Source organism: Fodinibius sediminis (genome assembly GCF_900182555.1).
GTDB lineage: Bacteria > Bacteroidota > Rhodothermia > Balneolales > Balneolaceae > Fodinibius > Fodinibius sediminis.
The window spans coordinates 218,348-239,341 of record NZ_FXTH01000004.1 but is presented as its reverse complement, the minus strand read 5'-3'; the positions used below and the strand labels follow the sequence as shown (position 1 = coordinate 239,341).

Annotated in this window: 19 protein-coding genes; 7 read left to right on the top strand and 12 right to left on the bottom strand. The window is 50.2% G+C overall.

Translation table 11 applies throughout. The annotated features are described in order from the left end of the window. Positions 1-16 precede the first annotated feature (16 nt). Genes FN808_RS06280 through FN808_RS06270 form a run of 3 tightly spaced genes read right to left on the bottom strand, consistent with a single transcriptional unit; the run spans position 17 to position 1,737 of the window. Complete coding sequence (locus tag FN808_RS06280) at positions 17-328, bottom strand: MoaD/ThiS family protein (RefSeq protein ID WP_142713704.1); 312 nt, start codon at positions 326-328, stop codon at positions 17-19. A gap of 13 nt (positions 329-341) precedes the next feature. After that, positions 342-785, bottom strand: coding sequence for a M67 family metallopeptidase (locus tag FN808_RS06275; RefSeq protein WP_142713703.1), 444 nt, complete (start codon positions 783-785; stop codon positions 342-344). A 7-nt stretch (positions 786-792) separates the two neighbouring features. Next, positions 793-1,737, bottom strand: a complete 945-nt coding sequence (locus tag FN808_RS06270) for a PLP-dependent cysteine synthase family protein (RefSeq protein ID WP_142713702.1) — start codon at positions 1,735-1,737, stop codon at positions 793-795. Between the two features lie 728 nt (positions 1,738-2,465). On the opposite strand from FN808_RS06270, the gene FN808_RS06265 reads away from it, so the two are divergent. The 6 genes from FN808_RS06265 to FN808_RS06240 are packed head-to-tail and all read left to right on the top strand — an operon-like array spanning position 2,466 to position 7,715. Further along, positions 2,466-3,308, top strand: a complete 843-nt coding sequence (locus FN808_RS06265; RefSeq protein WP_142713701.1) for a sulfurtransferase — start codon at positions 2,466-2,468, stop codon at positions 3,306-3,308. Positions 3,309-3,338: 30 nt separating this feature from the next. Further along, a complete protein-coding gene (locus FN808_RS06260; protein ID WP_185958276.1) occupies positions 3,339-5,021 on the top strand; it encodes an NADPH-dependent assimilatory sulfite reductase hemoprotein subunit in 1,683 nt (560 codons plus the stop codon). A 17-nt stretch (positions 5,022-5,038) separates the two neighbouring features. Next, positions 5,039-5,854: a uroporphyrinogen-III C-methyltransferase gene (gene cobA, locus FN808_RS06255; protein WP_142713699.1), complete on the top strand. Its 816-nt coding sequence runs from the start codon at positions 5,039-5,041 to the stop codon at positions 5,852-5,854. A gap of 9 nt (positions 5,855-5,863) precedes the next feature. Next, positions 5,864-6,613 (top strand): phosphoadenylyl-sulfate reductase, encoded by a 750-nt coding sequence (locus FN808_RS06250; protein ID WP_221929940.1) that lies wholly within the window; start codon positions 5,864-5,866, stop codon positions 6,611-6,613. Between the two features lie 23 nt (positions 6,614-6,636). Next, positions 6,637-7,314 (top strand): precorrin-2 dehydrogenase/sirohydrochlorin ferrochelatase family protein, encoded by a 678-nt coding sequence (locus tag FN808_RS06245; protein ID WP_142713698.1) that lies wholly within the window; start codon positions 6,637-6,639, stop codon positions 7,312-7,314. A gap of 59 nt (positions 7,315-7,373) precedes the next feature. Next, positions 7,374-7,715 (top strand): ferredoxin family protein, encoded by a 342-nt coding sequence (locus FN808_RS06240; protein ID WP_142713697.1) that lies wholly within the window; start codon positions 7,374-7,376, stop codon positions 7,713-7,715. Between the two features lie 86 nt (positions 7,716-7,801). On the opposite strand, the gene FN808_RS06235 is transcribed toward FN808_RS06240, so the two are convergent. The 9 genes from FN808_RS06235 to ilvB all read right to left on the bottom strand — a co-directional run bounded on the left by FN808_RS06235 (position 7,802) and on the right by ilvB (position 18,767). Continuing rightward, positions 7,802-9,223 carry a glycoside hydrolase family 140 protein gene (locus FN808_RS06235; protein ID WP_142713696.1) on the bottom strand — a complete coding sequence of 474 codons (1,422 nt, stop codon included), beginning with the start codon at positions 9,221-9,223 and terminating at the stop codon, positions 7,802-7,804. Positions 9,224-9,421: 198 nt separating this feature from the next. Beyond that, positions 9,422-10,531 (bottom strand): 3-isopropylmalate dehydrogenase, encoded by a 1,110-nt coding sequence (gene leuB / locus FN808_RS06230; protein WP_142713695.1) that lies wholly within the window; start codon positions 10,529-10,531, stop codon positions 9,422-9,424. Continuing rightward, entirely contained in the window at positions 10,522-11,097 is a 576-nt protein-coding gene (locus FN808_RS06225; RefSeq protein ID WP_142713694.1) for a 3-isopropylmalate dehydratase, read from the bottom strand. The genes leuB and FN808_RS06225 overlap by 10 nt, the downstream gene beginning before the upstream one ends. Positions 11,098-11,121: 24 nt before the next feature. After that, positions 11,122-12,435 (bottom strand): 3-isopropylmalate dehydratase large subunit, encoded by a 1,314-nt coding sequence (locus tag FN808_RS06220; RefSeq protein ID WP_142713693.1) that lies wholly within the window; start codon positions 12,433-12,435, stop codon positions 11,122-11,124. Between the two features lie 97 nt (positions 12,436-12,532). Next, positions 12,533-13,723 carry a 2-isopropylmalate synthase gene (locus FN808_RS06215; RefSeq protein WP_142713692.1) on the bottom strand — a complete coding sequence of 397 codons (1,191 nt, stop codon included), beginning with the start codon at positions 13,721-13,723 and terminating at the stop codon, positions 12,533-12,535. Positions 13,724-13,833: 110 nt separating this feature from the next. Next, positions 13,834-15,426 (bottom strand): citramalate synthase, encoded by a 1,593-nt coding sequence (gene cimA, locus FN808_RS06210; protein ID WP_142713691.1) that lies wholly within the window; start codon positions 15,424-15,426, stop codon positions 13,834-13,836. A gap of 20 nt (positions 15,427-15,446) precedes the next feature. Next, positions 15,447-16,448 (bottom strand): ketol-acid reductoisomerase, encoded by a 1,002-nt coding sequence (gene ilvC, locus FN808_RS06205; RefSeq protein ID WP_142713690.1) that lies wholly within the window; start codon positions 16,446-16,448, stop codon positions 15,447-15,449. Between the two features lie 43 nt (positions 16,449-16,491). Then, entirely contained in the window at positions 16,492-17,016 is a 525-nt protein-coding gene (gene ilvN / locus FN808_RS06200) for an acetolactate synthase small subunit (RefSeq protein WP_142713689.1), read from the bottom strand. Beyond that, positions 17,016-18,767: a biosynthetic-type acetolactate synthase large subunit gene (gene ilvB / locus FN808_RS06195; protein WP_142713688.1), complete on the bottom strand. Its 1,752-nt coding sequence runs from the start codon at positions 18,765-18,767 to the stop codon at positions 17,016-17,018. Before ilvB ends, ilvN begins: the two co-directional genes overlap by 1 nt. Positions 18,768-19,264: 497 nt before the next feature. Between ilvB and ilvD the strand changes: the two genes are divergently transcribed. After that, positions 19,265-20,974 (top strand): dihydroxy-acid dehydratase, encoded by a 1,710-nt coding sequence (gene ilvD, locus FN808_RS06190; protein WP_142713687.1) that lies wholly within the window; start codon positions 19,265-19,267, stop codon positions 20,972-20,974. Positions 20,975-20,994 lie beyond the last annotated feature (20 nt).

Below are 20,994 nucleotides of genomic sequence, written 5' to 3'. Positions count from 1 at the left end.
ATTCTTAAGTTCTCCGTTAGCCTGTGGAATATTCTGCGGGTTGCTCCGCACTTTGGTAACCACCGGCAATAGCGGGGACGATACTGATTTCCGTATTCTCATCAAGCTGAAAAGTTCTGCTCTCGTCGGGATTTACCTCCTCATCACCAATATAGAGCTTGATGTAAGAGCGAACCTTGCCCTCATCGTCCAGCAGGTTTTGTCTTACTTGAGGGTGTTCCTCCATCAATTGCTCCAAGGCGCCAGAGAGGGTATTTTCCCGGGTCTCGAAACGTCGCTTCTGGGCGGTATATTTTCGCAAGGGGGTTGGAATGATGATCGTTGCCATAAATCTCGCTATGTTATGTTTTGGGTTTATCTGTCAACAATTCCGTGATCTCTATTGGTTCTTCACCAAATTCATGCCTTTCATTCAGGCGCCAGGAACGAGTGGCTGTCACATTTCCATCCTGGACAGAAATAATAAGGTATGAAAACCAGGGCATGGCTATTTCGCGATCGTGCTCCGAGGGTACGGCCGGATGATCAGGGTGCGAGTGGTATACGCCAAGCAAGTCCAGGTCATGGATCAAGGCGTATTCTTCAGCTTCCTGGTAATCTTTGGGATCAATTTGAAACCGCCGACGCTGGTCACCTTCCCGGGCATTAACAACCCGTCGACTTATTTGAAGCTGGCGTATTTCCTCCTCTTGTCCATAAAGGAAACCACAGCATTCCTTCGGATAGTCTGATTCAGCGTGATCCTGCATGTTTTGGTATGCCTGGGGGGCTATGTTCAGTTTCATAGCAGTGCTAAAATAGTTGGGTTAAGATTTCTCCGTATTTGCTGAGGTCATCCGGAAAAACAGTCACGATGACTCCTTCCTCGAGCTCCCCGGCCAGCTCCAGGGCACCTGCTAAATTAGCAGCTGAAGAGGGACTGATAAGCACCCCCTCTTTTCGGGCGGTTAGCGTAATAAGCTGATGTGCCCGTTCAGTGCTTACGGCTCGTATGTCATCAGCCAGGGATGCATCGTAAATGGACGGGCTGTGGGCCGTTTCCAGGTGTTTCCATCCCTCGAGCCCGTGCATGGCCAGGTCGGGTTGCAGGCCGATGAGCCGGATATCACTTTTGTACTCTTTCAACAGTCGGCCGGTCCCTGTGAAGGTGCCCGTTGTGCCCAGTCCACAAATAAAGTGGGTGACCTTACCATTGGTCTGTTTTAGAATTTCAGGTCCGGTTGTATTATAATGGGCCTGCCAGTTGCCGGGATTGCTGTACTGGTCGGCATAATAATAGCGATCGGGTGCTCTCTCGTACATTTCACGAGCTACATGCTGAGCTACATCCGTGCCTCCGCCTCGATCGGTAAACTCAATATTTACATTCAAAGCTTTCAAAATACGTTTGCGTTCATCCGATGCATTTTCAGGCAGACACAGTGTTACGGGTATTCCAAGGGCGGCCCCGATGTGAGCATAGGCTATGCCCGTGTTACCGCTGCTGGCATCGAGCAGCTGAACCTCTTCATGAAGCGTCCCCTGTTTGATTGCTTTCCGCATGATCCGGTATGCCGGGCGCGCTTTTACACTATCACCAAATTGCTGCCACTCCAGTTTGGCAAATATTTTGACTTGCCTGCTGGTATAAAGATGCTGAATAGGGAATAGGGGGGTCTGACCGATGTAGCTCCCCAGCTCTTCGCTTTTCTGCGTTAATGTTAACTTCTGGTTCTCAATGTTGCTGAGCGTTTCCATAATGAAGGTTGCAATAAAATTCTAATGGAAAAGGTTCTGGACAGATGACGTGAGCATTAAACTCAGGGTTGGCCTGTATTACCGGAAGAGAAAAGAAGGTTTACAGCCGGTAATACCTAGCTACAGCAACAGCAACAACACGCACAGCAAAAGTGCTTGAGGCAGGAATGGAATGATATGTGAGGTGTTGTTGCCAACCTTTTGATTCTTTTATTGATGTGCTTTTTTCGAACACCGATAAAATATAATTAAGATAAGGATTTTTTTTCTAAATCCAATTTCTATTGGATTTAGATCGCCGGCAGACAGGTAATAAAGACCTGAAAAAACATGCTGCTAGCTTCTGTAAAAGCTTTTTTTGGTAGATGAAAATTTTTTAAAAAAAGAGTTGACTTCAATAATATTACTTTCTATCCTGAAAATGCGTTGACGATATAGCGCGAATATTAATCACTTTGAACGTTATTTTGATGAATTTACTCAATCAAATCCACACCGTTTTTGCGATGGCTTCAGTCATGTGTATGTGTTGCTGTACGGATGCCTTGCAGGGTAGTGGAGCTGATATATCAAAATGATTCTATAGAAATTGATCAGAAAAGCCCACTACCTGTCGCAGGTGGTGGGCTTTTCTGATTGTATGAAACAGACCTACCTATCTGCGTCAGCTGGGCTTTGTGAGATTCTACAGCATTTTAACCCTAAAACACAAAGCAAAATCAACCATTATGTCTGACGTATTAACAAACAAAAAAGTACTTGCTACCACCGACTGGGCAGTGAATCATCTACAGGATGAACAGGTCCGCTTTGTCGAAGTTGATGTAGACACCGAATCCTATGACTCCGGACATCTTCCGGGTGCTGTGGGCTGGAACTGGAAGACGCAGCTCCAGGATCAGCTACGCAGAACCATTGTTACAAAGGATGATTTCGAAACCCTTCTGCAGGAATCCGGCATTAGCGAAGATACCACTGTTGTGCTGTACGGCGATAACAACAATTGGTTTGCAGCCTGGGCCTATTGGCTGTTGAAATACTACGGCCATGAGAAAGTCAAAATACTGGATGGAGGTCGCAGGAAGTGGGAAGCGGAAGGGCGTGCGCTAACAACCGAGACCCCGGATTATGAAAAAACGGATTATACCATATCCGAGGTGAAACAGCAATACCGTGCGTTCCGCGATGATATTCAAGAGCGTTTGAATGATGCAGACTTCGGTCTCGTAGATGTTCGGTCACCGGATGAGTTCACCGGAAAAATTTTGGCTCCTCCCGGTCTCAACGAACTGTCGCAGCGTCCAGGCCACATCCCAGGGGCTTCCAATATTCCGTGGTCCAGAGCCGTAAATGAGGACGGAACCTTTAAAAGCAAGGAAGAACTGAAAGCAATATACGAGAACGAAGGGATTACGCCCGACAAGGATGTCATCTCCTACTGCCGCATCGGCGAACGGTCAGCTCATTCCTGGTTTGTGCTCAATGAACTGCTCGAATATCCGAGTGTGCGTAATTATGACGGATCGTGGACGGAATGGGGTAATTTGATCGATGCTCCCATCGAACGATAATCTCGAACTTAACACAAGGACATGCACCTCATGGGTTCTCAACGGAAGCGAACAAAAAGTAAAATAGAGGTTATCAAGGAGAATAGTGAGTACTTGCGTGGTCCCCTTGCGCATGAAGTGGGAAATGATGCTTCCCACTTCAGCAAGGATGCCATCCAGGTGCTGAAATTTCACGGTACCTATCAGCAGGATGACCGAGATCTTCGGGAAGGGCGTGACCGCCACTATATTTTTATGATCCGCGGCCGGTTGCCCGGTGGTAAGATGACGCCGCATCAATACCTGGCTATTGATGAAATAGCGGATGAATATGCTGATCAGACGCTGCGGGTAACGACACGGCAGGCTTTTCAGCTGCATGGTGTTATTAAAGAAAAGCTCAAAACGACACTGCAGGAAATCAACCGGTCGCTGATTACCACACTCGGGGCCTGCGGTGATATTGTACGCAACGTCATGGCCACTCCGGCACCTGATATTGACGGCCGTCAGGCAAAGGTGCAGGATTTTGCAGACAGGCTTTCTGATATCCTGCTGCCGGCCACGAAAGCCTACCACGAGGTGTGGCTCAACGGTGACAAGGTCTTCTCAGGTAAAGAGCAGGTTACCAATCGTGAACCGCTGTACGGACCCAGTTATCTGCCCCGCAAGTTCAAGGTGGGCATAGCCCTGCCCAAAGACAACAGTATTGATGTATATACCCAGGATATCGGGCTGGTGGCCCTCTTTGATGATGACAATGAAATCGAAGGATTCAACGTCATTGTTGGGGGAGGCATGGGCATGCACCATCGCAAGGAGCATACGTTCCCGCGGCTGGGCGACGATCTCGGGTATATATCCAGGGAGAAAGTGGTTGAGGTGGTGAAGGCGATCATCGAGATACAGCGTGACTATGGGAACAGGAAGAACCGTAAACAGGCCCGGATGAAATACCTGATTCACGAGTGGGGACTGGATAAGTTCCGGAAGGAGCTCGTGGCACGTCTTGGATATGAATTGGAGGCTTTCCGGGCCTTGCCCGATTTTGAGCTGGATCTCTATCTCGGCTGGCACAGGCAGTCCAACGGGAAGTGGTTCCTGGGGCTTTCGGTTGAAAATGGCCGTATCAAGGATGAGGGGGAACTCCAGCTCAAGACGGCGCTGCGGACGGTTGTCGAACGCTATGAAACCGGAGTCCGGCTCACACCCAATCACAATGTGATCCTCACAGATATTGCAGCAAATGACAAAGCCGGCATAGAAAAAGCATTTAATCGGCACGGTGTGCTGCTGGATGATGAGCTTTCCAATGCGATAAAATACTCGATGGCCTGCCCTGCGCTGCCGACCTGCGGGCTGGCAATCACGGAATCCGAACGGGTGTTTCCGGATATCATCCGGGATCTCGATGAGGTACTCCATGAGTTTGGACTTGAAGACGAGAAGTTATCCGTGCGGATGACGGGCTGTCCCAATGGTTGTTCGCGACCCTATGTCGCTGACCTTGGCTTTGTAGGCCGATCCCTTGACAAATACACCATTTTCATTGGGGGAGACCCGTCGGGTACACGGCTCAACCGAAAGTACAAGGATTTGGTTGCGCGTGAAAACCTGGTTGATGAAGTGACTCCCCTGCTGTCATATTTCAGTAAGAACAGGGAGGAGGGGGAATCCTTCGGTGACTTCTGGAACCGGGTTGATGTCGAAGATACAGAACTAATATCCGCATAAATTACGATGACCTTATTATGAAAACCCAATCCTACCCTCGCTATGGCAAAGTATATCTTGTTGGTGCCGGTCCGGGCGATCCGGAATTGATAACCGTGAAGGGAGCGAAGATGTTAAAAGAAGCCGATGTCATCGTCTATGACCGTCTGGCAAATCCTGCGCTGCTGTCGATGAGCTCAGAGCAGTCGGAGCACCTGTATGTCGGCAAACGACCCGATAAACCCTCGGTGTCTCAGCAACAGATTAATCATATTCTTGTTACCAAGGCCCGGTCAGGCAAGGTCGTCGTACGGCTCAAGGGAGGTGATCCCTTCGTGTTTGGCCGTGGGGGGGAAGAATGTGAGGCCCTGCGCACAGCGCATGTCCCCTTCGAAGTGGTTCCGGGTATCAGCAGTGCGCTGGCGGCCCCGGCTTTTGCCGGCATCCCGGTAACGTATCGCAGAGAGGCTCGATCGTTCACCGTTGTTACGGGACATACGATTAGAAATACGGATGCCTTTGCCAACTGGGAACACCTGGTGCATACCGACACCCTGGTAGTGCTTATGGGCATGAGCCGCCTTGCACAGATAGCGGCCATGCTGATAGAGCATGGCAGAGATGCCAATACGCCGGTCGGGGTCATAGAAAAGGCGACCTACGCTTCGCAGCGGGTGGTTGTGGGCACCCTTGAAACAATAGCAGAGCAGACGGAACTGCTGGCTCCGCCGGGTACCATCGTGATTGGAACATTAGCTTCAAAAAGCAAACAGTTGGCCTGGTTCCATGCGGAGAACAGCATTATTAATAACGGCATTTCCAACGACAGGTTACACAAGCAATTTGCCGGCTAAACCCTTGTTATGATGCAGTATGAAGATCAGAACATTTTCAACCAGAAGCTAACCGACGATTTTTTGGATCGTTTGAACAGCGAGCTTGAAGCGGCGGGCCCAAGCCAGGTTCTTTTTTGGGGGTATCACACCTTCGGTACAGATATGGTGCTGGGCACCGGTTTTGGTCCCTCGGGCATGTTCCTGATTTACCGGCTTTGGGAGATGGGCATCAAGATCCCCATCTTTTACCTGGATACCCACCTGCTGTTTGATGAAACCTATGCCCTGAAAGAACGGATTGAAAAGCGGTTCAACCTGACCATAACCAGGGTTTCTACAGACCTTTCCCTCGGCCAGCAGGCTGAAAGATTTGGACAGGAGCTCTGGAAAACAGATCCCAACCGCTGCTGCCATTTGCGAAAGGTGCTTCCGCTGCGCAACTACCTTTCCGAAAAGAAGGCCTGGATCACCGGGCTTCGGAGGGCGCAGTCCAAAGACCGCCGAAATACCCAGTTTGTAGAATGGGATCCTGAGAATGAAGTGGTAAAGATTAATCCCCTGGCGAACTGGACCGGGCGGGAGGTTTGGAATTATATTGAAAGTAAGGAGCTTCCCTATAATCCACTTCATGACGAGGGATACCCGAGTATCGGCTGTATCCCCTGTACTTCTGTCGTTGATGCTGAAAGCAAAGATGAACGCAGGGGCCGGTGGAAAGGACTGGACAAGACCGAGTGCGGTATCCACCACCCCACCCAGAAGAACAATATCGAATAATTCCATACCCTGATAATAATTCAATGGAAACATTTCCTATTTATTTGCGGCGTCTGCATGAGCGCAGAACAGTCCTGATCGGCGGAAACCATGAAGCAGAAGGCAAGGCTGAACAGCTTCTGGAGCGGAATGCAAAACTTACGGTAATTAGTCCCCGTCTGACGGATAAAATGAAGCACTGGGTCAGTGAAAATCGTTTCAATTGGATTCCGCGTCAGTATGAGCAGGGCGATCTGGAAGGTGCATTTATGACGATTGTAGCCGACTTTACGGGCAATATCAATAAAAAGGTGTACCAGGAAGCCCGGGAACGGGATATACTCGTAAATGTGATGGATGATATTCCACATGCCAATTTCGCCTTTGGATCCATTGTTAAGCGAGGTCCGCTTACAATCTCCATATCAACCAGCGGTGCGGCTCCAGCCCTGTCAGTACGTCTGAGGCAGCGGTTTGAAAAGGAGTTTGGGCCCGAGTACGGCGAGTTCCTGTCTTTTATGCAGAAGCTGAGAGCACCGATGATGTGTCATCATACAGAGTTTCAGGTCCGCAAAAAGCTGTGGTACGAAGTTATCGATTCGGATGTTTTGCACTTGTTTCGCAGGGGCAGGACAGCAGAAGCATACCACAAGACGGCTTCTATTGTAGGGGAGGAAGTAGTGGCTGATGCCCTAAAAGAAGAGAGTAACGCGGAGAGCTAATTGCGCTGACCAGCGAATATCATTTCCAACTTTATTCAACATAATTAAAAAGGTATCCAATGGCATACGTTATTACCGAACCATGCATAAACTGTAAATATACACACTGTGTCTCCGTCTGCCCGGTTGACGCTTTTCGGGAAGGTCCCAACTTTTTGGCCATCGATCCATATGAGTGTATAGACTGTGATGCCTGCGTACCTGAATGCCCGGTTGAGGCCATCTATCCCGATGATGAAATTCCCCTTGAGTGGGAGCATTATATTGAGCTAAATGACCGTCTTTCAGAACAGTGGGCTGACCGTCATATCAATATTACTGCTGATGAGATGCCCGAAGCAGAGGCCTGGGCGGAAAAAGAGGACAAGACGTCGCTTTTACAGGAAGAGTGGTCGGCGTAGAGAATAGCCCTCTTAACATACAAACGTAGCTCAGCTGCACGGTAAAAAAATGCCGAAGTGTGAACCCTTGATGGCCGTGAATCTGTCTACTTGAGCTGACCGGTTGCTTCATGGTCCTGAAGGGGCAGCAAATTGGCACTCTTCCTATCCAAAACGAGGATCCAGTCATTCCCTCTCCGGGGATCGGCCGGGGGATCAAAGGAGTGAGTTGCTCCAGCCTCAAGGGCTTTCAGATGTATGCTCTCCCCCATACGGGGATTATACCACCAGGCGTCGACGGTCACGTCATCAAAAATCGATAGCTGTACCGTGATGGACTGGCCATGGGGGATATAGATGAGTGCAAAACTGTTGTCCCGTGCCTTCGCTGCGCGAGCCGGAGCATTAGAGTCCAGTGGGTCACTGGCTACAAGTTCCTGGTAGGGTTCCAGCTTTGTATAGGGGCGGGAGGTGAACAGCGAGCGCATGTATCCCATCTGGAAAGCCCCGGGATAATCCATAGCCTGCTGCCACGGGGTGCGGGCTGAGGAGATGGGCTTTCGGCCGGCTTCCCACATTTGCCAGATATTGTGATTTCCATAGGTATGCCCCATTGCTCCGGCAAGCATGGACCAGTAGGCGGCCTGCCGTGCATCAAAGGCATGGAACCATCCGTTTTTGGGGTCCCAGGAGATGGGGTGATCCTCGTAACAGGGCTCACCATCAAGCGTAGGCTTTTGCGGAACTTTATGATAGTTGGACAGCGTCATTTGATAATTTTTATTGTCGGCCCGGGCATGTCCCGACTGAAACATATTGAAATCCAGCCACGGAGTTTTATGGAACCATTCGGCTGAATTGCTATCCCCCTGCGGGTGATAGGTGATGAGATGATTGCCCTGGTCACCCTCTTGCAGGCCTTCTGCCATAGCGGTAATAATCTCTTGATGACGGGAAGACTCCGGGTTGCGGTCTCCGCCCAGGATCCAAATGATGGGTTTATTCCGGTAGCGTTGACCCAGGAAGCGCCCGTATTCGCGGGCATTTTCAGGGGTGAAAATTTCTGGCCCCTGGCCCCACTTTTTATTGAATTTATCTCCCCAGGTGGGAAGCATGCCGATATATAGGCCAAGTTCTTCGGCCTTGTTGACGATATAATCCACATGGTCAAAATAGGCGTCGTTGGGCAGGCCGGGATTATGGTTTTCAAGCGGAAGCTCCCCGTAGGGGTTGGGGATTCCCAGGCCGTCAAGCTCGGCCAGGACTGCTGCCTGGATGACTGTAAATCCCTTTTGGGCCCTGTTTTCCAAATAGCTGTTTGCCTCCTCACGGTCGAGCCGGTGGAAAAGCTCCCATGCGGTATCACCCAGCCAGAAGAAGGGACGGCCATCCCCGCTTTCCAGGTACCGGTTGTTGTCGCTGACCCGGAGTTGCTGGGCGTTTGCCGGGGGGAACGGTTGAATCAGAAGAAAAAATATTGAAAAAACTACAGCAAGATGCTTGTTGTCCCATCGGTTTTGTTGAGGCATGGTTCCACCATTTGATCCCGTTCATGTTTAAGACTATTATAGGAATAATTGGAGAAAATCACGATCATCCTGTAGTGGCGGATAAGGAAAAGGCATGAACAAACGGGGAACAGCCCCCCTCATGGTAAAAGATAGGACAAAAAAAATCTGCCTGGAAAACCAGGCAGATTATGAATCATGAGTATATATTCTGACTCACTATAGGAAGGTACCCGGTTGAAGGTCAGGGTTAAGATGCTTTAAGACAGCACTTCCCATCTCCTCGGTGTCTACCAGATACTCGCTTGACGGATCCGTGGAAATATCACCAGTGCGGAACCCATCTTTCAGTGTCGTCTGTATCGCCTCTTCGATTTCCAGGGCTGCTTCAGGCATATCCAGTGAATAACGGCACATCAAGGCTACAGAAGCAATGGTCGCCAGGGGGTTGGCTTTGTTTTCTCCTGCAATATCGGGAGCTGAGCCGTGTACGGGTTCATACATGGCATGTTCCTTACCCAGGCTTGCCGATGGCAGCATGCCGATAGATCCGGTAATCATCGAGGCTTCGTCGCTGAGGATATCACCAAACATGTTGGCCGTAACAATGACGTCGAACTGGCTGGGTGCCCGTACCAGCTGCATGGCACAATTATCAACAAGCATGTGTTCCAGCGTTATTTCGGGCCATTGCTTGGCCGATTTTTTAACGGTTCGCCGCCACAGGCGGGAGGAATCCAGCACATTAGCCTTGTCAACGGAAGTCACTTTCCTGTTGCGCACAGCGGCTGTTTCAAATGCGGTATGGACAATGCGTTCCACTTCCTCAGTCGTATAGACGAGCGTGTCCACTCCCCGTTCTCCTGTATTTGTTTTCTCGATCAGGCGGGGACGTCCGAAGTAGATGCCTCCTGTCAGTTCGCGGACAATCATAATATCCACGTCTTTTATGATCTCTTCCTTAAGTGGGGAAGACTGGAGCAGCGGCTCATAGGTTTTAATCGGCCGCAGGTTGGCATAAAGTCCCAACTCTTTTCGGAGCCCCAGAAGGGCAGCTTCGGGACGTTTGTCCTTGGGCTGGTCATCCCACTGTGAGCCTCCTACAGCGCCAAGCAAAACGGCGTCGGCCTTTTTGCAGGCTTCCAGCGTTTCCTGGGTCAGGGGACGTCCATAGCGGTCAATGCTGGCCCCGCCGACATCATAACTTTCGGTTTCTAATTTATAGCCGTGGCGCTCACAAACAGCTTGTAAAATCTTAACGGCTTCTGAGGTAACTTCGGGCCCGATGCCGTCACCGGGCAGCACAACAATATTTTTGGTTACTGACATGGGATCATTCCTTCTTTTCGTGCAAATTCAAAAATTCCACCAGCGTTTACAATATCTGCAACACTGCCCAGGGGACGAATTTCGTACTCTTTGTCCTGGGTTATATTTTTCACTACGCGCTCTTCGGGATGTATTTCAAGTTCATCGCCCGTATGGACTTCCTTGCTCAGATCCTCCAGGCTTTCATAGGGAACAACAAAACCGCCATCTACCGAATTACGGTAGAAGATGCGGGCGAAGGTCGGAGCAATGATGGCCTGAACGCCGGCGATATCCAATGATGCCGGAGCATGTTCGCGGGAAGAGCCGCAGCCAAAATTGGGACCCCCTACGATGATGTTGAACTCACTTTCGAATTTGTCTTCTTCGACCAGCGGAATATTTCCCTGGGGCAGTCCCGACTCTGCATCCGGGACTCCGGACAGGGAATATCGGCCGTAAAACTTACGTTCTTCCGGGTCGTCTAAACTATATACAAGATGTTCCGCAGGAATAATCTGGTCGGTATCAATATTCTTACCGAGCACAAATGCTTTTCCTGAAATAATTTGGTCCTGTTTAGCCATAATTTGTGTTAATAATTGAGTGTTTTAAATAACAGTTTGCTGAATGAAAACGCGGGGGTCCGTAATCTTTCCGGTTACCGCCGATGCTGCGACAGTATAGGGCGATGCCAGGTACACCTGGGATTCTTTAGAACCCATTCGTCCCGGGTAGTTACGATTAGTGGTGGAGATACAGACTTCCTGATTGTTGAGTCGCCCGAAGGTATCAGACGGCCCGCCCAGGCATGCGGCACAGGAAGCCTGTCCAATTTTACAGCCCGCTTCCCGGAATATCTGCATCAGCGGTTTGCCGTTCAGCGTATGAGTTTCCAGTCCCCGGGCGATTTCGGTTGTGGCGGGAACGATGTAGGTGTCAATTTTCAAGTCGTTGCCGGCAATGATCTCGGCAGCGGCTTCAAAGTCAGATAATTTCCCGCCGGTGCACGAACCGATATAAGCACGATCGAGATCGGTGCCTTCCAGTTCAAGGGCCGTTGCCTTGTTGTCCGGACTGTGCGGCTTGGCAACCATGGGAACCATATCTTCCAGGTTGTAGCGGTACTTGCTGTGGTATGTGGCATCCGGATCGCTGTATACAGGGTCAAAATCTTTGTCGGTACGCTCTCGAACGTATGCTTCTGTTTTGGCATCCGGCTCTACTACTCCGTTTTTACCACCGGCTTCAATCACCATGTTGGTAAGTGTCATGCGATCTTCCATTGACATGGCACTGATGCCGGGCCCACCGAATTCCATGGTGCGGTAGGTTGCGCCGTCTACGCCGATGTCGCCAATGATCTTGAGGATGATATCCTTGGCCATCAGATAGGGAGGCATGGAAGTGCCTTCGAATTCAAACCGCATGGTTTCCGGCACTTTAACCCAGAGCTGGCCCGTTCCCATGATAAATGCGGCGTCGGTATTGCCAATACCGGTAGCAAACTGTCCAAAGGCCCCGGCCGTGCAGGTATGTGAGTCCGTCCCAAAGAGCACCTCGCCCGGGCGGGTGAACCCTTCCTCGGGGAGTGCGATATGGCAGACGCCCTTGTAATCTTCCGATCCTACGTCATAGAAATAGGGAAGGTCCTGATCAGCGGCAAAAGCCCGCAGGATGTCAACGTTGCGGTTGGCATATTTGTCTTTGGTAAAGATGTAGTGGTCGGGGATGATAACCAGCTTTTCCTTGTCCCATACGCGGGCATCCTCGCCAAACTGGTTTTGAAAAATACCGATTGACGGGGGGCCGCATACATCGTGGGTCATCAATACATCGACGTCAACCCAGACGCTTTCGCCCGGTTCCACGGAGGAAGCACCACTGTGGTTTGCTAATATTTTTTCGGTGAGAGTCATTCCCATAATTCTGATCGTTTAAGCGTGTTTAAATTAGTAATATGATGTTAAAAGGTTCTATTGTGATGAACTTCAGCAGGGGGCGTCCCCTGCAAACCGGGAACTAACTGGTTATAGTCGTATCTCCCGAAATTTTCTGCTGGGGCAGGATTTCGCTGACCAGTGCAAGCAGATCCTGCTCCTCAACGGTTTTTTGCTCATCAGCAAGATTGGTGAACTTCAGATACACCTGGTTCAATTCATCTTTGCCGAGTGAGTAGCCTAACTTCTGCAGCTTCTTATTAAGGGCAAACCGGCCGGAGTGTTTGCCCAGGACAATTTTGTTGCTGGTCAACCCCACGGATTCCGGTGTCATGATTTCATAGGTCATGGGATTGTTCAAGACCCCGTGCTGGTGGATGCCTGCCTCATGGGCAAAGGCATTCTCGCCGACAATGGCCTTGTTGGGCTGTACTTTGTTGCCGGTTATCTCGGTCAGCAGCTTGCTGGCCGGCACGAGTTGATCGGTAGCCACATTGGTTGTTTTGCCCATGTTGTTCTCCCGCGTAGCAATAGCCATAACCACTTCTTCGAGAGAAGCATTTCCGGCTCGCTCACCGATGCCGTTGATGGTACATTCAATCTGCTGGGCTCCGTTCTGCACGGCCATGAGTGAATTGGCCACGGCGACCCCTAAATCGTTGTGACAGTGTACGCTCAAGGTTGCTTGGTCAATATTGGGAACATTTTCTCTGATACTTCGGATCAGCTCCCCGAATTCCCAGGGCAGTGCATAGCCAACGGTGTCAGGGACGTTGATTACGTCTGCCCCGGCATCGATGACAGCGGTAAAAATATCAAAAAGAAATTCCGGATCGCTGCGGGAGGCATCCTCAGCTGAAAACTCAACTTCATCACAGAATTTGCCCGCGTACTCTACCGCCGAAACGGCAGATTCCAGCACCTGCTCCCTGTTTTTCTTGAGTTTATACTGCATATGGATGTCCGATGTGGCAATAAACGTATGAATGCGGGGCTTGGCCGCCGGTTCAACCGCCTCTGCTGCCCGGTCGATATCGGCAGTAGTGGTTCGGCAAAGTGCGGCAACCGTACTGTGTTTTATGTGCTCACTGATTTTCTTTACGGTTCGGAAATCTCCTTCTGATGCTATTGGAAAACCGGCCTCGATAACATCCGCCTTTAGACGTTCAAGCTGGAGGGCAAGCCGCAGTTTTTCATCCTGGTTCATGCTAAAGCCGGGAGACTGTTCTCCATCTCGAAGTGTGGTATCAAAAATTTTGATTTGGTTTTCCATAGTAGTGGAATTAAAGGTATTGAGAGTTAAATTCTGATATTGTTTTAAGGTTATGAGCGAAATAAAACAGCGGTAACACGACACTGTTCAGGGATATCCTCCTGACCATTTCAGATCGCTTCTTTTGGTTGAAGATTTTTCTGCTCTTGTGCCAGAAAATAACTGAAGCTGTCGGTCAGGGCCTGCCAGCTGGCATCAATGATATTGTGTGAAACGCCAACAGTACCCCAGCTCTGACCGTGTTCGGCTGAGTCAATAAGTACGCGCACATCGGCTCCTGTACCGTCCTTTTCGTTGAGCACCCGCACTTTGTAATCATTCAGGTGCATATTGCTGATTTCAGGGTAGAATTTCCGCAGGGCTTTTCTGAGGGCCTTGTCGAGGGCATGAACCGGTCCATTACCTTCGGCGGCACAGTGTTCTACCTGGTCGTTGACCTTGATACGCAGGGTGGCTTCAGTTCGGGAACTGCCGGATACGTTCTTTTCGACGATGATGCGGAAGCCTTCAAGCTCAAAGAACTCTTCCCAGACCCCGGTCATTTTTTTAACCAAAAGCTCGAAAGAAGCTTCGGCTGCCTCAAACTGATAACCCTTGTTTTCCAAATCCTTGAGTTCCCGTACAATTTCGGAAACATTATCGCTGTATTTGTCCAGTTCAATTCCGAGCTGTTCAGCTTTGTAGCTGATATTACTTCGTCCGGAAAGATCCGAAACCAATACCCGCCGGCTGTTTCCAATTCTGCCGGGCTGTATGTGTTCATAGGTCTCTTCATTCTTCATGACGGCGCTGACATGAATACCTCCCTTGTGAGCAAAGGCGCTGCGTCCCACATAAGGCTGACGGATATCAGGGGTCAGATTCGCCACTTCACTGATGAAGCGGGAGAGAGCCGTCAGTTCTTCCAGGTGTTGATCCGGAATGCACTGATAATCCTGCTTGATCTGGAGGTTGGGTATCAGGGAGCAGAGGTTGGTGTTTCCACACCGCTCTCCGTATCCGTTGATGGTGCCCTGCACATGCGTACAGCCGCTCTGCACCGCGGCCATGGCATTGGCAACGCCCAGTTCACAGTCGTTGTGGGCATGGATGCCGACAGGTATATTGACCTGTTTGAGCACCTCCGAAACAATTTCAGATACCTGTCCGGGAAGCGTGCCGCCGTTGGTATCACACAAAACAACCGTATCGGCACCGGCTTCTTCCGCTGCTTTGAGGGTGGCTACCGCATAATCCGGATCCTCTTTGTAGCCATCAAAGAAATGTTCAGCATCGTAGATGACTTCCTTATTGTGGTTTTTGAGAAAACGGACCGAATCCCGGATGATTCCGAGATTCTGCTCCGCGGTAATTTGCAACGCCTTTTCAACATGCAAGAGCCAGCTCTTTCCGAAGATGGAGACGGCGGGTGTTTCCGCCTCAACCAGCAACTGAAGATTGCGGTCCTCATTCGGTTCGTTGCCGGCACGGCAGGTGCTGCCGAATGCAACAATCCGGGCATGATCGAAGGAGGCCTCTGCGGCCAACTCGAAAAACTCCATGTCCCGGGGATTGGAGCCGGGCCATCCGCCCTCAATATAATCGATACCAAAGGCATCGAGCTGCTGGGCAATGCGCAGCTTGTCCTCGGCAGAAAAAGCTACTTTTTCGCCCTGGGTTCCATCCCGAAGAGTGGTGTCAAATATGTTGATTGATGTGTTCATCAGTTAACGTCTGTTCTAAACTAGTTGTCTGCTTCAATCCAGTCCATCATGGATCGGAGCTCTTTACCAACTTTTTCTATTTTATGTTTGCTGAGATCGTTGCGAAGTGCCTTGAGCTTGGGAAGTCCGTCTTTGTTTTCCTGGATCCACTCATCGGCAAAGGTATGATCCTGCACCTCTTTGAGTACTTCTTTCATGCGTTCCTTGGTCGACGCATCCACCACACGGGGCCCGCGGGTGAGTCCGCCATACTCCGCTGTATCGCTGACCGAGTAGTACATGCGTTCAATGCCGCCTTCGTACATGAGGTCTACAATCAGTTTCAGTTCGTGGAGGCATTCGAAATAGGCAATCTCCGGCTGGTATCCAGCTTCGACAAGAACCTCAAAGCCCAGCTTGACCAGCTCGGAGGCCCCGCCGCACAGTACGGCCTGCTCGCCAAAAAGATCAGTTTCTGTTTCCTCTTCAAACGTTGTTTCCAGCACGCCGGCCCGTGTTCCGCCAAGTGCTTTGGTATAGGCCAGGGCCGTCGCTTTGGCTGTACCCGTAAAATCTTGTTCAATAGCGATCAGGCAGGGAACGCCGGATCCTTTCTCATATACCCGCCGTACAAGGTGGCCCGGGCTCTTCGGGGCAACCATGAATACGTCGACGTTGGACTCCGGTTCTATCTGCCCGAAGTGGATATTGAAGCCGTGAGCAAAGGCCAGTACATTGCCTTCCGATAAATTGGGTTTGATCGATTCTTCATAGACATCAGCCTGATATTGGTCAGGGATCAAAATCATGACAATATCACCGGCTTCGGCGGCTTCGGCAGTGGGCAGAACCTTCAGTCCGGCTTTTTCGGCCTCTTCACGAGAGGAACTTCCCTCACGAAGTCCTACCACTACGCTAATGCCGCTTTCTTTGAGGTTAAGAGCGTGAGCATGACCTTGACTTCCATACCCAATGATGGCAACCGTTTTATCACTGAGATACGTAAGGTCGGCATCGTCGTTATAATAAGTTTTAGCTTTCATGTCTATGGTTTATTTAATGATTTATTTAAAGTTATATTCCTAATTATACATTTCCGTCGAATTCTCTTTTCAGCGCAACGCTTCCGGTACGGGCAATTTCCGTGACTCCAAATGGATCGAGCATGCCTATGAAGGCATTAACTTTATCCCGGTTGCCGGTGACCTCAATGGTCAATTTTTCCGGGCTGATGTCGATGACCTTGGCCCGGAACACCTGAGCGATCTGCATAATCTCTGATCGCCTGGATCGGGTGGCCGTTACTTTGATAAGGGCCAGTTCCCGTTCCACAAAGCTGTCGTAGGTAAGATCATTGACTTTGACAACATCAATAATCTTATTCAACTGCTTGTTGATCTGTTCAATAATCTGCACATCGCCGTGGGTTGTAATGGTGATGCGGGCCAGGTCAGATTGTTTGCCCGATCCAAAGCTGATACTGTCTATTTCGAAGCCCTTGCCGCTGAAGATACCGATAATACGGGACAGGGCATTCAGATTATAGCTTACCAGCACCGAAAGGGTGTGTTTGTTAAGCGTCTGCGTGGTACCGTTTGTGGATTGTTTCATTATTCGTCACCTTCAACCATTTCGTTTAATGCGGCCCCTGCGGGTACCATTGGATAACAATTTTCGTGTTCCTCGACCTGGAAGTCCATGACAACGGGACGATCGTTGATGTTCATGGCCTGTTCCAGAACCTCATCCATTTCTTTTGGATTCGTCGCGCGGAGCCCTACCGCTCCGTAGCTTTCGGCCAGCTTCACAAAGTCAGGGTTCCCCTTCTTCAGGATCGAATGGCTGTATCGTTTGTCAAAAAACAGCTCCTGCCATTGCCGGACCATGCCGAGGCACTGGTTATTCATGATTGCGATCTTCAGCGGCACCTCGTATTCAACAGCCGTAGCCAATTCATAAACAGTCATCTGGAACCCACCGTCTCCGGTGATACAGACAACGGGCCGGTCAGGACAACCAAAGGCGGCTCCCAAGGCTGCGGGGAATCCGTACCCCATGGTACCCAGCCCACCGGAAGAGAGGAAGGACCGAGGGTAATTGTAGGTATAGTGCTGGGCCGCCCACATCTGGTGCTGGCCTACGTCTGTGACGACAATAGCCTCCCCGTTGGTATATTCAGATATTTTTTCAATCATCAACTGTGGCTTAATAGTATCCTCTGATTCGGGTACTTTCAGGGGATGCTCCCGTTTCCACTTGTGGATGGTATCCCACCAATCATCAATTTCCGGTTTGGTCGTTTGCTGATCGATAGCAGGGAGCACCTTCTTGACGTCACCGACAATGGGAATGTCCACGGGCACATTTTTCCCTATGTTTGAGGGATCGATATCAATATGAATTTTCTTTGAATGCGGAGAGAATCCGTCCAGCCGACCGGTCACGCGGTCGTCAAAGCGGGCACCGACAGCCAGTAATACATCACATTCGGTCATGGCCATATTGGCATAATAGGTGCCGTGCATGCCCAGCATACCTACGGACTGCGGCTTGCTCTCCGGAAAACCGCCGAGGCCCATCAAGGTGGTGGTTACCGGAATGTTGAGCCGTTCGGCCATAGCAGTCAGCTCCTCCCAGGCTTCGCCCAAAACGGCCCCTCCGCCGGCATAAATCAAAGGCTTTTCGGCTTCACTGAGCAGCTTTGCAGCTTTGGCAATTTGGGTGGAGTGTCCTTCCTTGGTCGGCTTATAGCTGGGAATTGAAATCTTTTTGAGGCCGCTGTAGTGGCATTCCGTATTCAGCATATCTTTGGGCAGATCCACCAGTACAGGTCCGGGACGTCCGCTTGTGGCTACATGGAATGCTTCGCGAATGACCTGCTCCAGATTGTTAACATCCTTAACCAGATAATTGTGCTTCGTAATGGGACGCGTAATACCTACAATATCCGCTTCCTGAAATGCATCATTTCCAATCAGGTCGGTCGGCACCTGTCCCGTGAAAACGACCATGGGAATGGAGTCCATGGCGGCAGTGGCAATGCCTGTAACCGTATTGGTTCCTCCGGGTCCCGAGGTCACCAGCACAACACCGGGTTTGCCCGTAGCCCGGGCATACCCATCAGCGGCGTGGGTACCAGCCTGTTCATGGCGTATAAGTACATGATTAATATCGTGTACGTCAAATAGGGCATCATAAATCGGCAATACGGCCCCGCCGGGATAGCCGAAAATAGTATCGACGTCAATATCCTCAAGCGTTCGGATCAGCAGTTCCGCGCCGTTTAATACAGCCGGTTCGGGCGTCGTTTGAACTTTGTCAGTTTCTGCACTGTCGAGTGATTGTGTTTTTGCTTGTGCCATATGACCTGGTAAATATACTTTTCCCACCAGAGGTCAGAAGGAAATAAAATGTTTGTTGGACTTTTATTCTAACCCCTGGCTGCTATTATTAGCTGATAATTAGAATTAGGTTGATAATGCCAGAAATTAGAATAGGTAGAATGAGTAGGATACTAATCAGACCTATTGCAGAAGAGATAGAAACGGCAGCTGAGAAGAACAGAGAAAGTACCAGTACCAAGAAAATATGATCCTGCTTCGATGCCATGGAAATGGATTCCGAAAATCGCGCAGTAGTCAACGTATTATGTGGTACTTGTGTGTTCAACGGTTGCCTTTTTTCTATTGAGAAAGGGCATGATAGAAAAAGGAATCATTGTTGTCAAATTTAAATGTGACTTTTTTGTTTTTTCTCTTGTTTAGTTCCGGGATTCTTTTAGTTTTTAAAGCGATAATGAAAATACTCAGCCTTTCCGTTGGAGTCACAGCTGCTCAACGGGATTATAAAATCCAGTATTATGGCCCCAAAACTTAATAAATACAGCTCAAAACTCACCCAGCAACAGTCACAGGTTGGCTCACGCGCCATGTTATACGGCGCAGGGCTTACAGATGAGGATATGAATAAGCCCCAGGTGGGTATTGCCAGTACCGGATGGCAGGGCAATCCCTGCAACATGCACCTGAATGACCTGGCTGATTATGTGCACGAAAGCACCTGGGAAGCGGACATGGTGGGCCTGGTTTTCCACAGTATAGGAGTGAGCGATGGAATCTCCATGGGGACTCAGGGAATGAAATATTCATTGCAGTCGCGAGAGATTATTGCGGATTCCATTGAGACTGTCATGCGGGCCCAGTGGTATGACGCCAATATATCGGTTGTGGGATGCGACAAAAATATGCCGGGATCCATCATGGCCATGGCCCGCCTCAATCGCCCCTCCATCATGGTGTACGGCGGGACGATTCGTCCCGGTAAACTCAATGGACAGGACCTGGATATCGTTTCGGCTTTTGAATCCTACGGAGCCTACCTTTCGGATGAGATAACCGAAGAACAAATGAATAATGTTTTGCGCCATGCCTGTCCGGGGGCGGGGGCCTGTGGCGGGATGTACACAGCCAATACGATGGCTTCAGCCATAGAGACAATGGGTATGAGTCTGCCTTTCAGTTCATCCATCCCGGCAACGCATGCCGAAAAGATCAAGGAGTGCCGGCGGGCCGGTAAGGCGATACGTCACCTTCTGGAAGAGGATATCAAGCCCCGTGATATTATTACCCGAAAATCGTTGGAAAATGCAGTGGTGATGACGGTGGCGCTGGGCGGATCGACAAATGCAGTGATGCATCTTCTGGCAATCGCCCATTCCGCTGAAATACCTTTTACCATTGAAGAATTCCAGGAGATCAGCAACCGCACACCTTACCTGGCAGATTTGAAGCCGAGCGGAAAGTATGTGATGGAAGACCTTTATAATGTGGGCGGTGTGCCGGCGGTGCAGAAGTTGTTGCTTAAAGAGGGCCTCCTTGACGGCGATTGTCTTACGGTTACCGGCCAAACACTGGCCGAAAATGTGGCTGATGTGCCGCCGCTCTTTGAAGAACAAAATATTATCTCGCCGGTGGATAGCCCGATCAAGCCAACCGGACACCTTCAGATTCTCTACGGAAATCTGGCACCGGAGGGGGCCGTAGCAAAGATAACAGGAAAGGAGGGTACCCGGTTTACCGGCAGGGCCCGGGTCTATAATTCTGAGGAGGAAAGTCTGAAGGGCATCCAGGGTGGGGAAGTACAGAAAGGCGATGTGGTGGTTATTCGCTACGAAGGACCCAAGGGCGGACCGGGTATGCGTGAGATGCTTTCTATTACGGCTGCTATTATGGGGGCTGGTCTTGGCAAGGATGTGGCACTCATTACTGACGGACGTTTTTCGGGCGGCAGCCATGGCTTTGTGATCGGTCATGTAACCCCCGAGGCCCAGGTTGGAGGCACTATTGCACTGATAGAAGATGGCGACACGATTACCATTGATGCTGATGAACGCATTATCAGGGTTGAGCTCTCTGATGAAGAGCTGGAAAAACGCCGCCAGTCGTGGGAGGCCCCGCCCCTGCAGGTCAGCCGGGGTGCACTGTACAAGTATGCCTGCCTGGTTTCCTCGGCTTCCGAAGGATGTGTTACCGATAACTTGCCGTACGAGTTGGTAGACCCGACAAAATAAATCGGGCTGGAACCAGAGGA

Bases quoted from the DNA above. Each gene is read 5' to 3' on its own strand.
- FN808_RS06280 (WP_142713704.1), bottom strand. From the start codon at position 328: ATGGCAACGATCATCATTCCAACCCCCTTGCGAAAATATACCGCCCAG.
- FN808_RS06275 (WP_142713703.1), bottom strand. From the start codon at position 785: ATGAAACTGAACATAGCCCCCCAGGCATACCAAAACATGCAGGATCAC.
- FN808_RS06270 (WP_142713702.1), bottom strand. From the start codon at position 1,737: ATGGAAACGCTCAGCAACATTGAGAACCAGAAGTTAACATTAACGCAG.
- FN808_RS06265 (WP_142713701.1), top strand. From the start codon at position 2,466: ATGTCTGACGTATTAACAAACAAAAAAGTACTTGCTACCACCGACTGG.
- FN808_RS06260 (WP_185958276.1), top strand. From the start codon at position 3,339: ATGGGTTCTCAACGGAAGCGAACAAAAAGTAAAATAGAGGTTATCAAG.
- cobA (WP_142713699.1), top strand. From the start codon at position 5,039: ATGAAAACCCAATCCTACCCTCGCTATGGCAAAGTATATCTTGTTGGT.
- FN808_RS06250 (WP_221929940.1), top strand. From the start codon at position 5,864: ATGATGCAGTATGAAGATCAGAACATTTTCAACCAGAAGCTAACCGAC.
- FN808_RS06245 (WP_142713698.1), top strand. From the start codon at position 6,637: ATGGAAACATTTCCTATTTATTTGCGGCGTCTGCATGAGCGCAGAACA.
- FN808_RS06240 (WP_142713697.1), top strand. From the start codon at position 7,374: ATGGCATACGTTATTACCGAACCATGCATAAACTGTAAATATACACAC.
- FN808_RS06235 (WP_142713696.1), bottom strand. From the start codon at position 9,223: ATGCCTCAACAAAACCGATGGGACAACAAGCATCTTGCTGTAGTTTTT.
- leuB (WP_142713695.1), bottom strand. From the start codon at position 10,531: ATGTCAGTAACCAAAAATATTGTTGTGCTGCCCGGTGACGGCATCGGG.
- FN808_RS06225 (WP_142713694.1), bottom strand. From the start codon at position 11,097: ATGGCTAAACAGGACCAAATTATTTCAGGAAAAGCATTTGTGCTCGGT.
- FN808_RS06220 (WP_142713693.1), bottom strand. From the start codon at position 12,435: ATGGGAATGACTCTCACCGAAAAAATATTAGCAAACCACAGTGGTGCT.
- FN808_RS06215 (WP_142713692.1), bottom strand. From the start codon at position 13,723: ATGGAAAACCAAATCAAAATTTTTGATACCACACTTCGAGATGGAGAA.
- cimA (WP_142713691.1), bottom strand. From the start codon at position 15,426: ATGAACACATCAATCAACATATTTGACACCACTCTTCGGGATGGAACC.
- ilvC (WP_142713690.1), bottom strand. From the start codon at position 16,448: ATGAAAGCTAAAACTTATTATAACGACGATGCCGACCTTACGTATCTC.
- ilvN (WP_142713689.1), bottom strand. From the start codon at position 17,016: ATGAAACAATCCACAAACGGTACCACGCAGACGCTTAACAAACACACC.
- ilvB (WP_142713688.1), bottom strand. From the start codon at position 18,767: ATGGCACAAGCAAAAACACAATCACTCGACAGTGCAGAAACTGACAAA.
- ilvD (WP_142713687.1), top strand. From the start codon at position 19,265: ATGGCCCCAAAACTTAATAAATACAGCTCAAAACTCACCCAGCAACAG.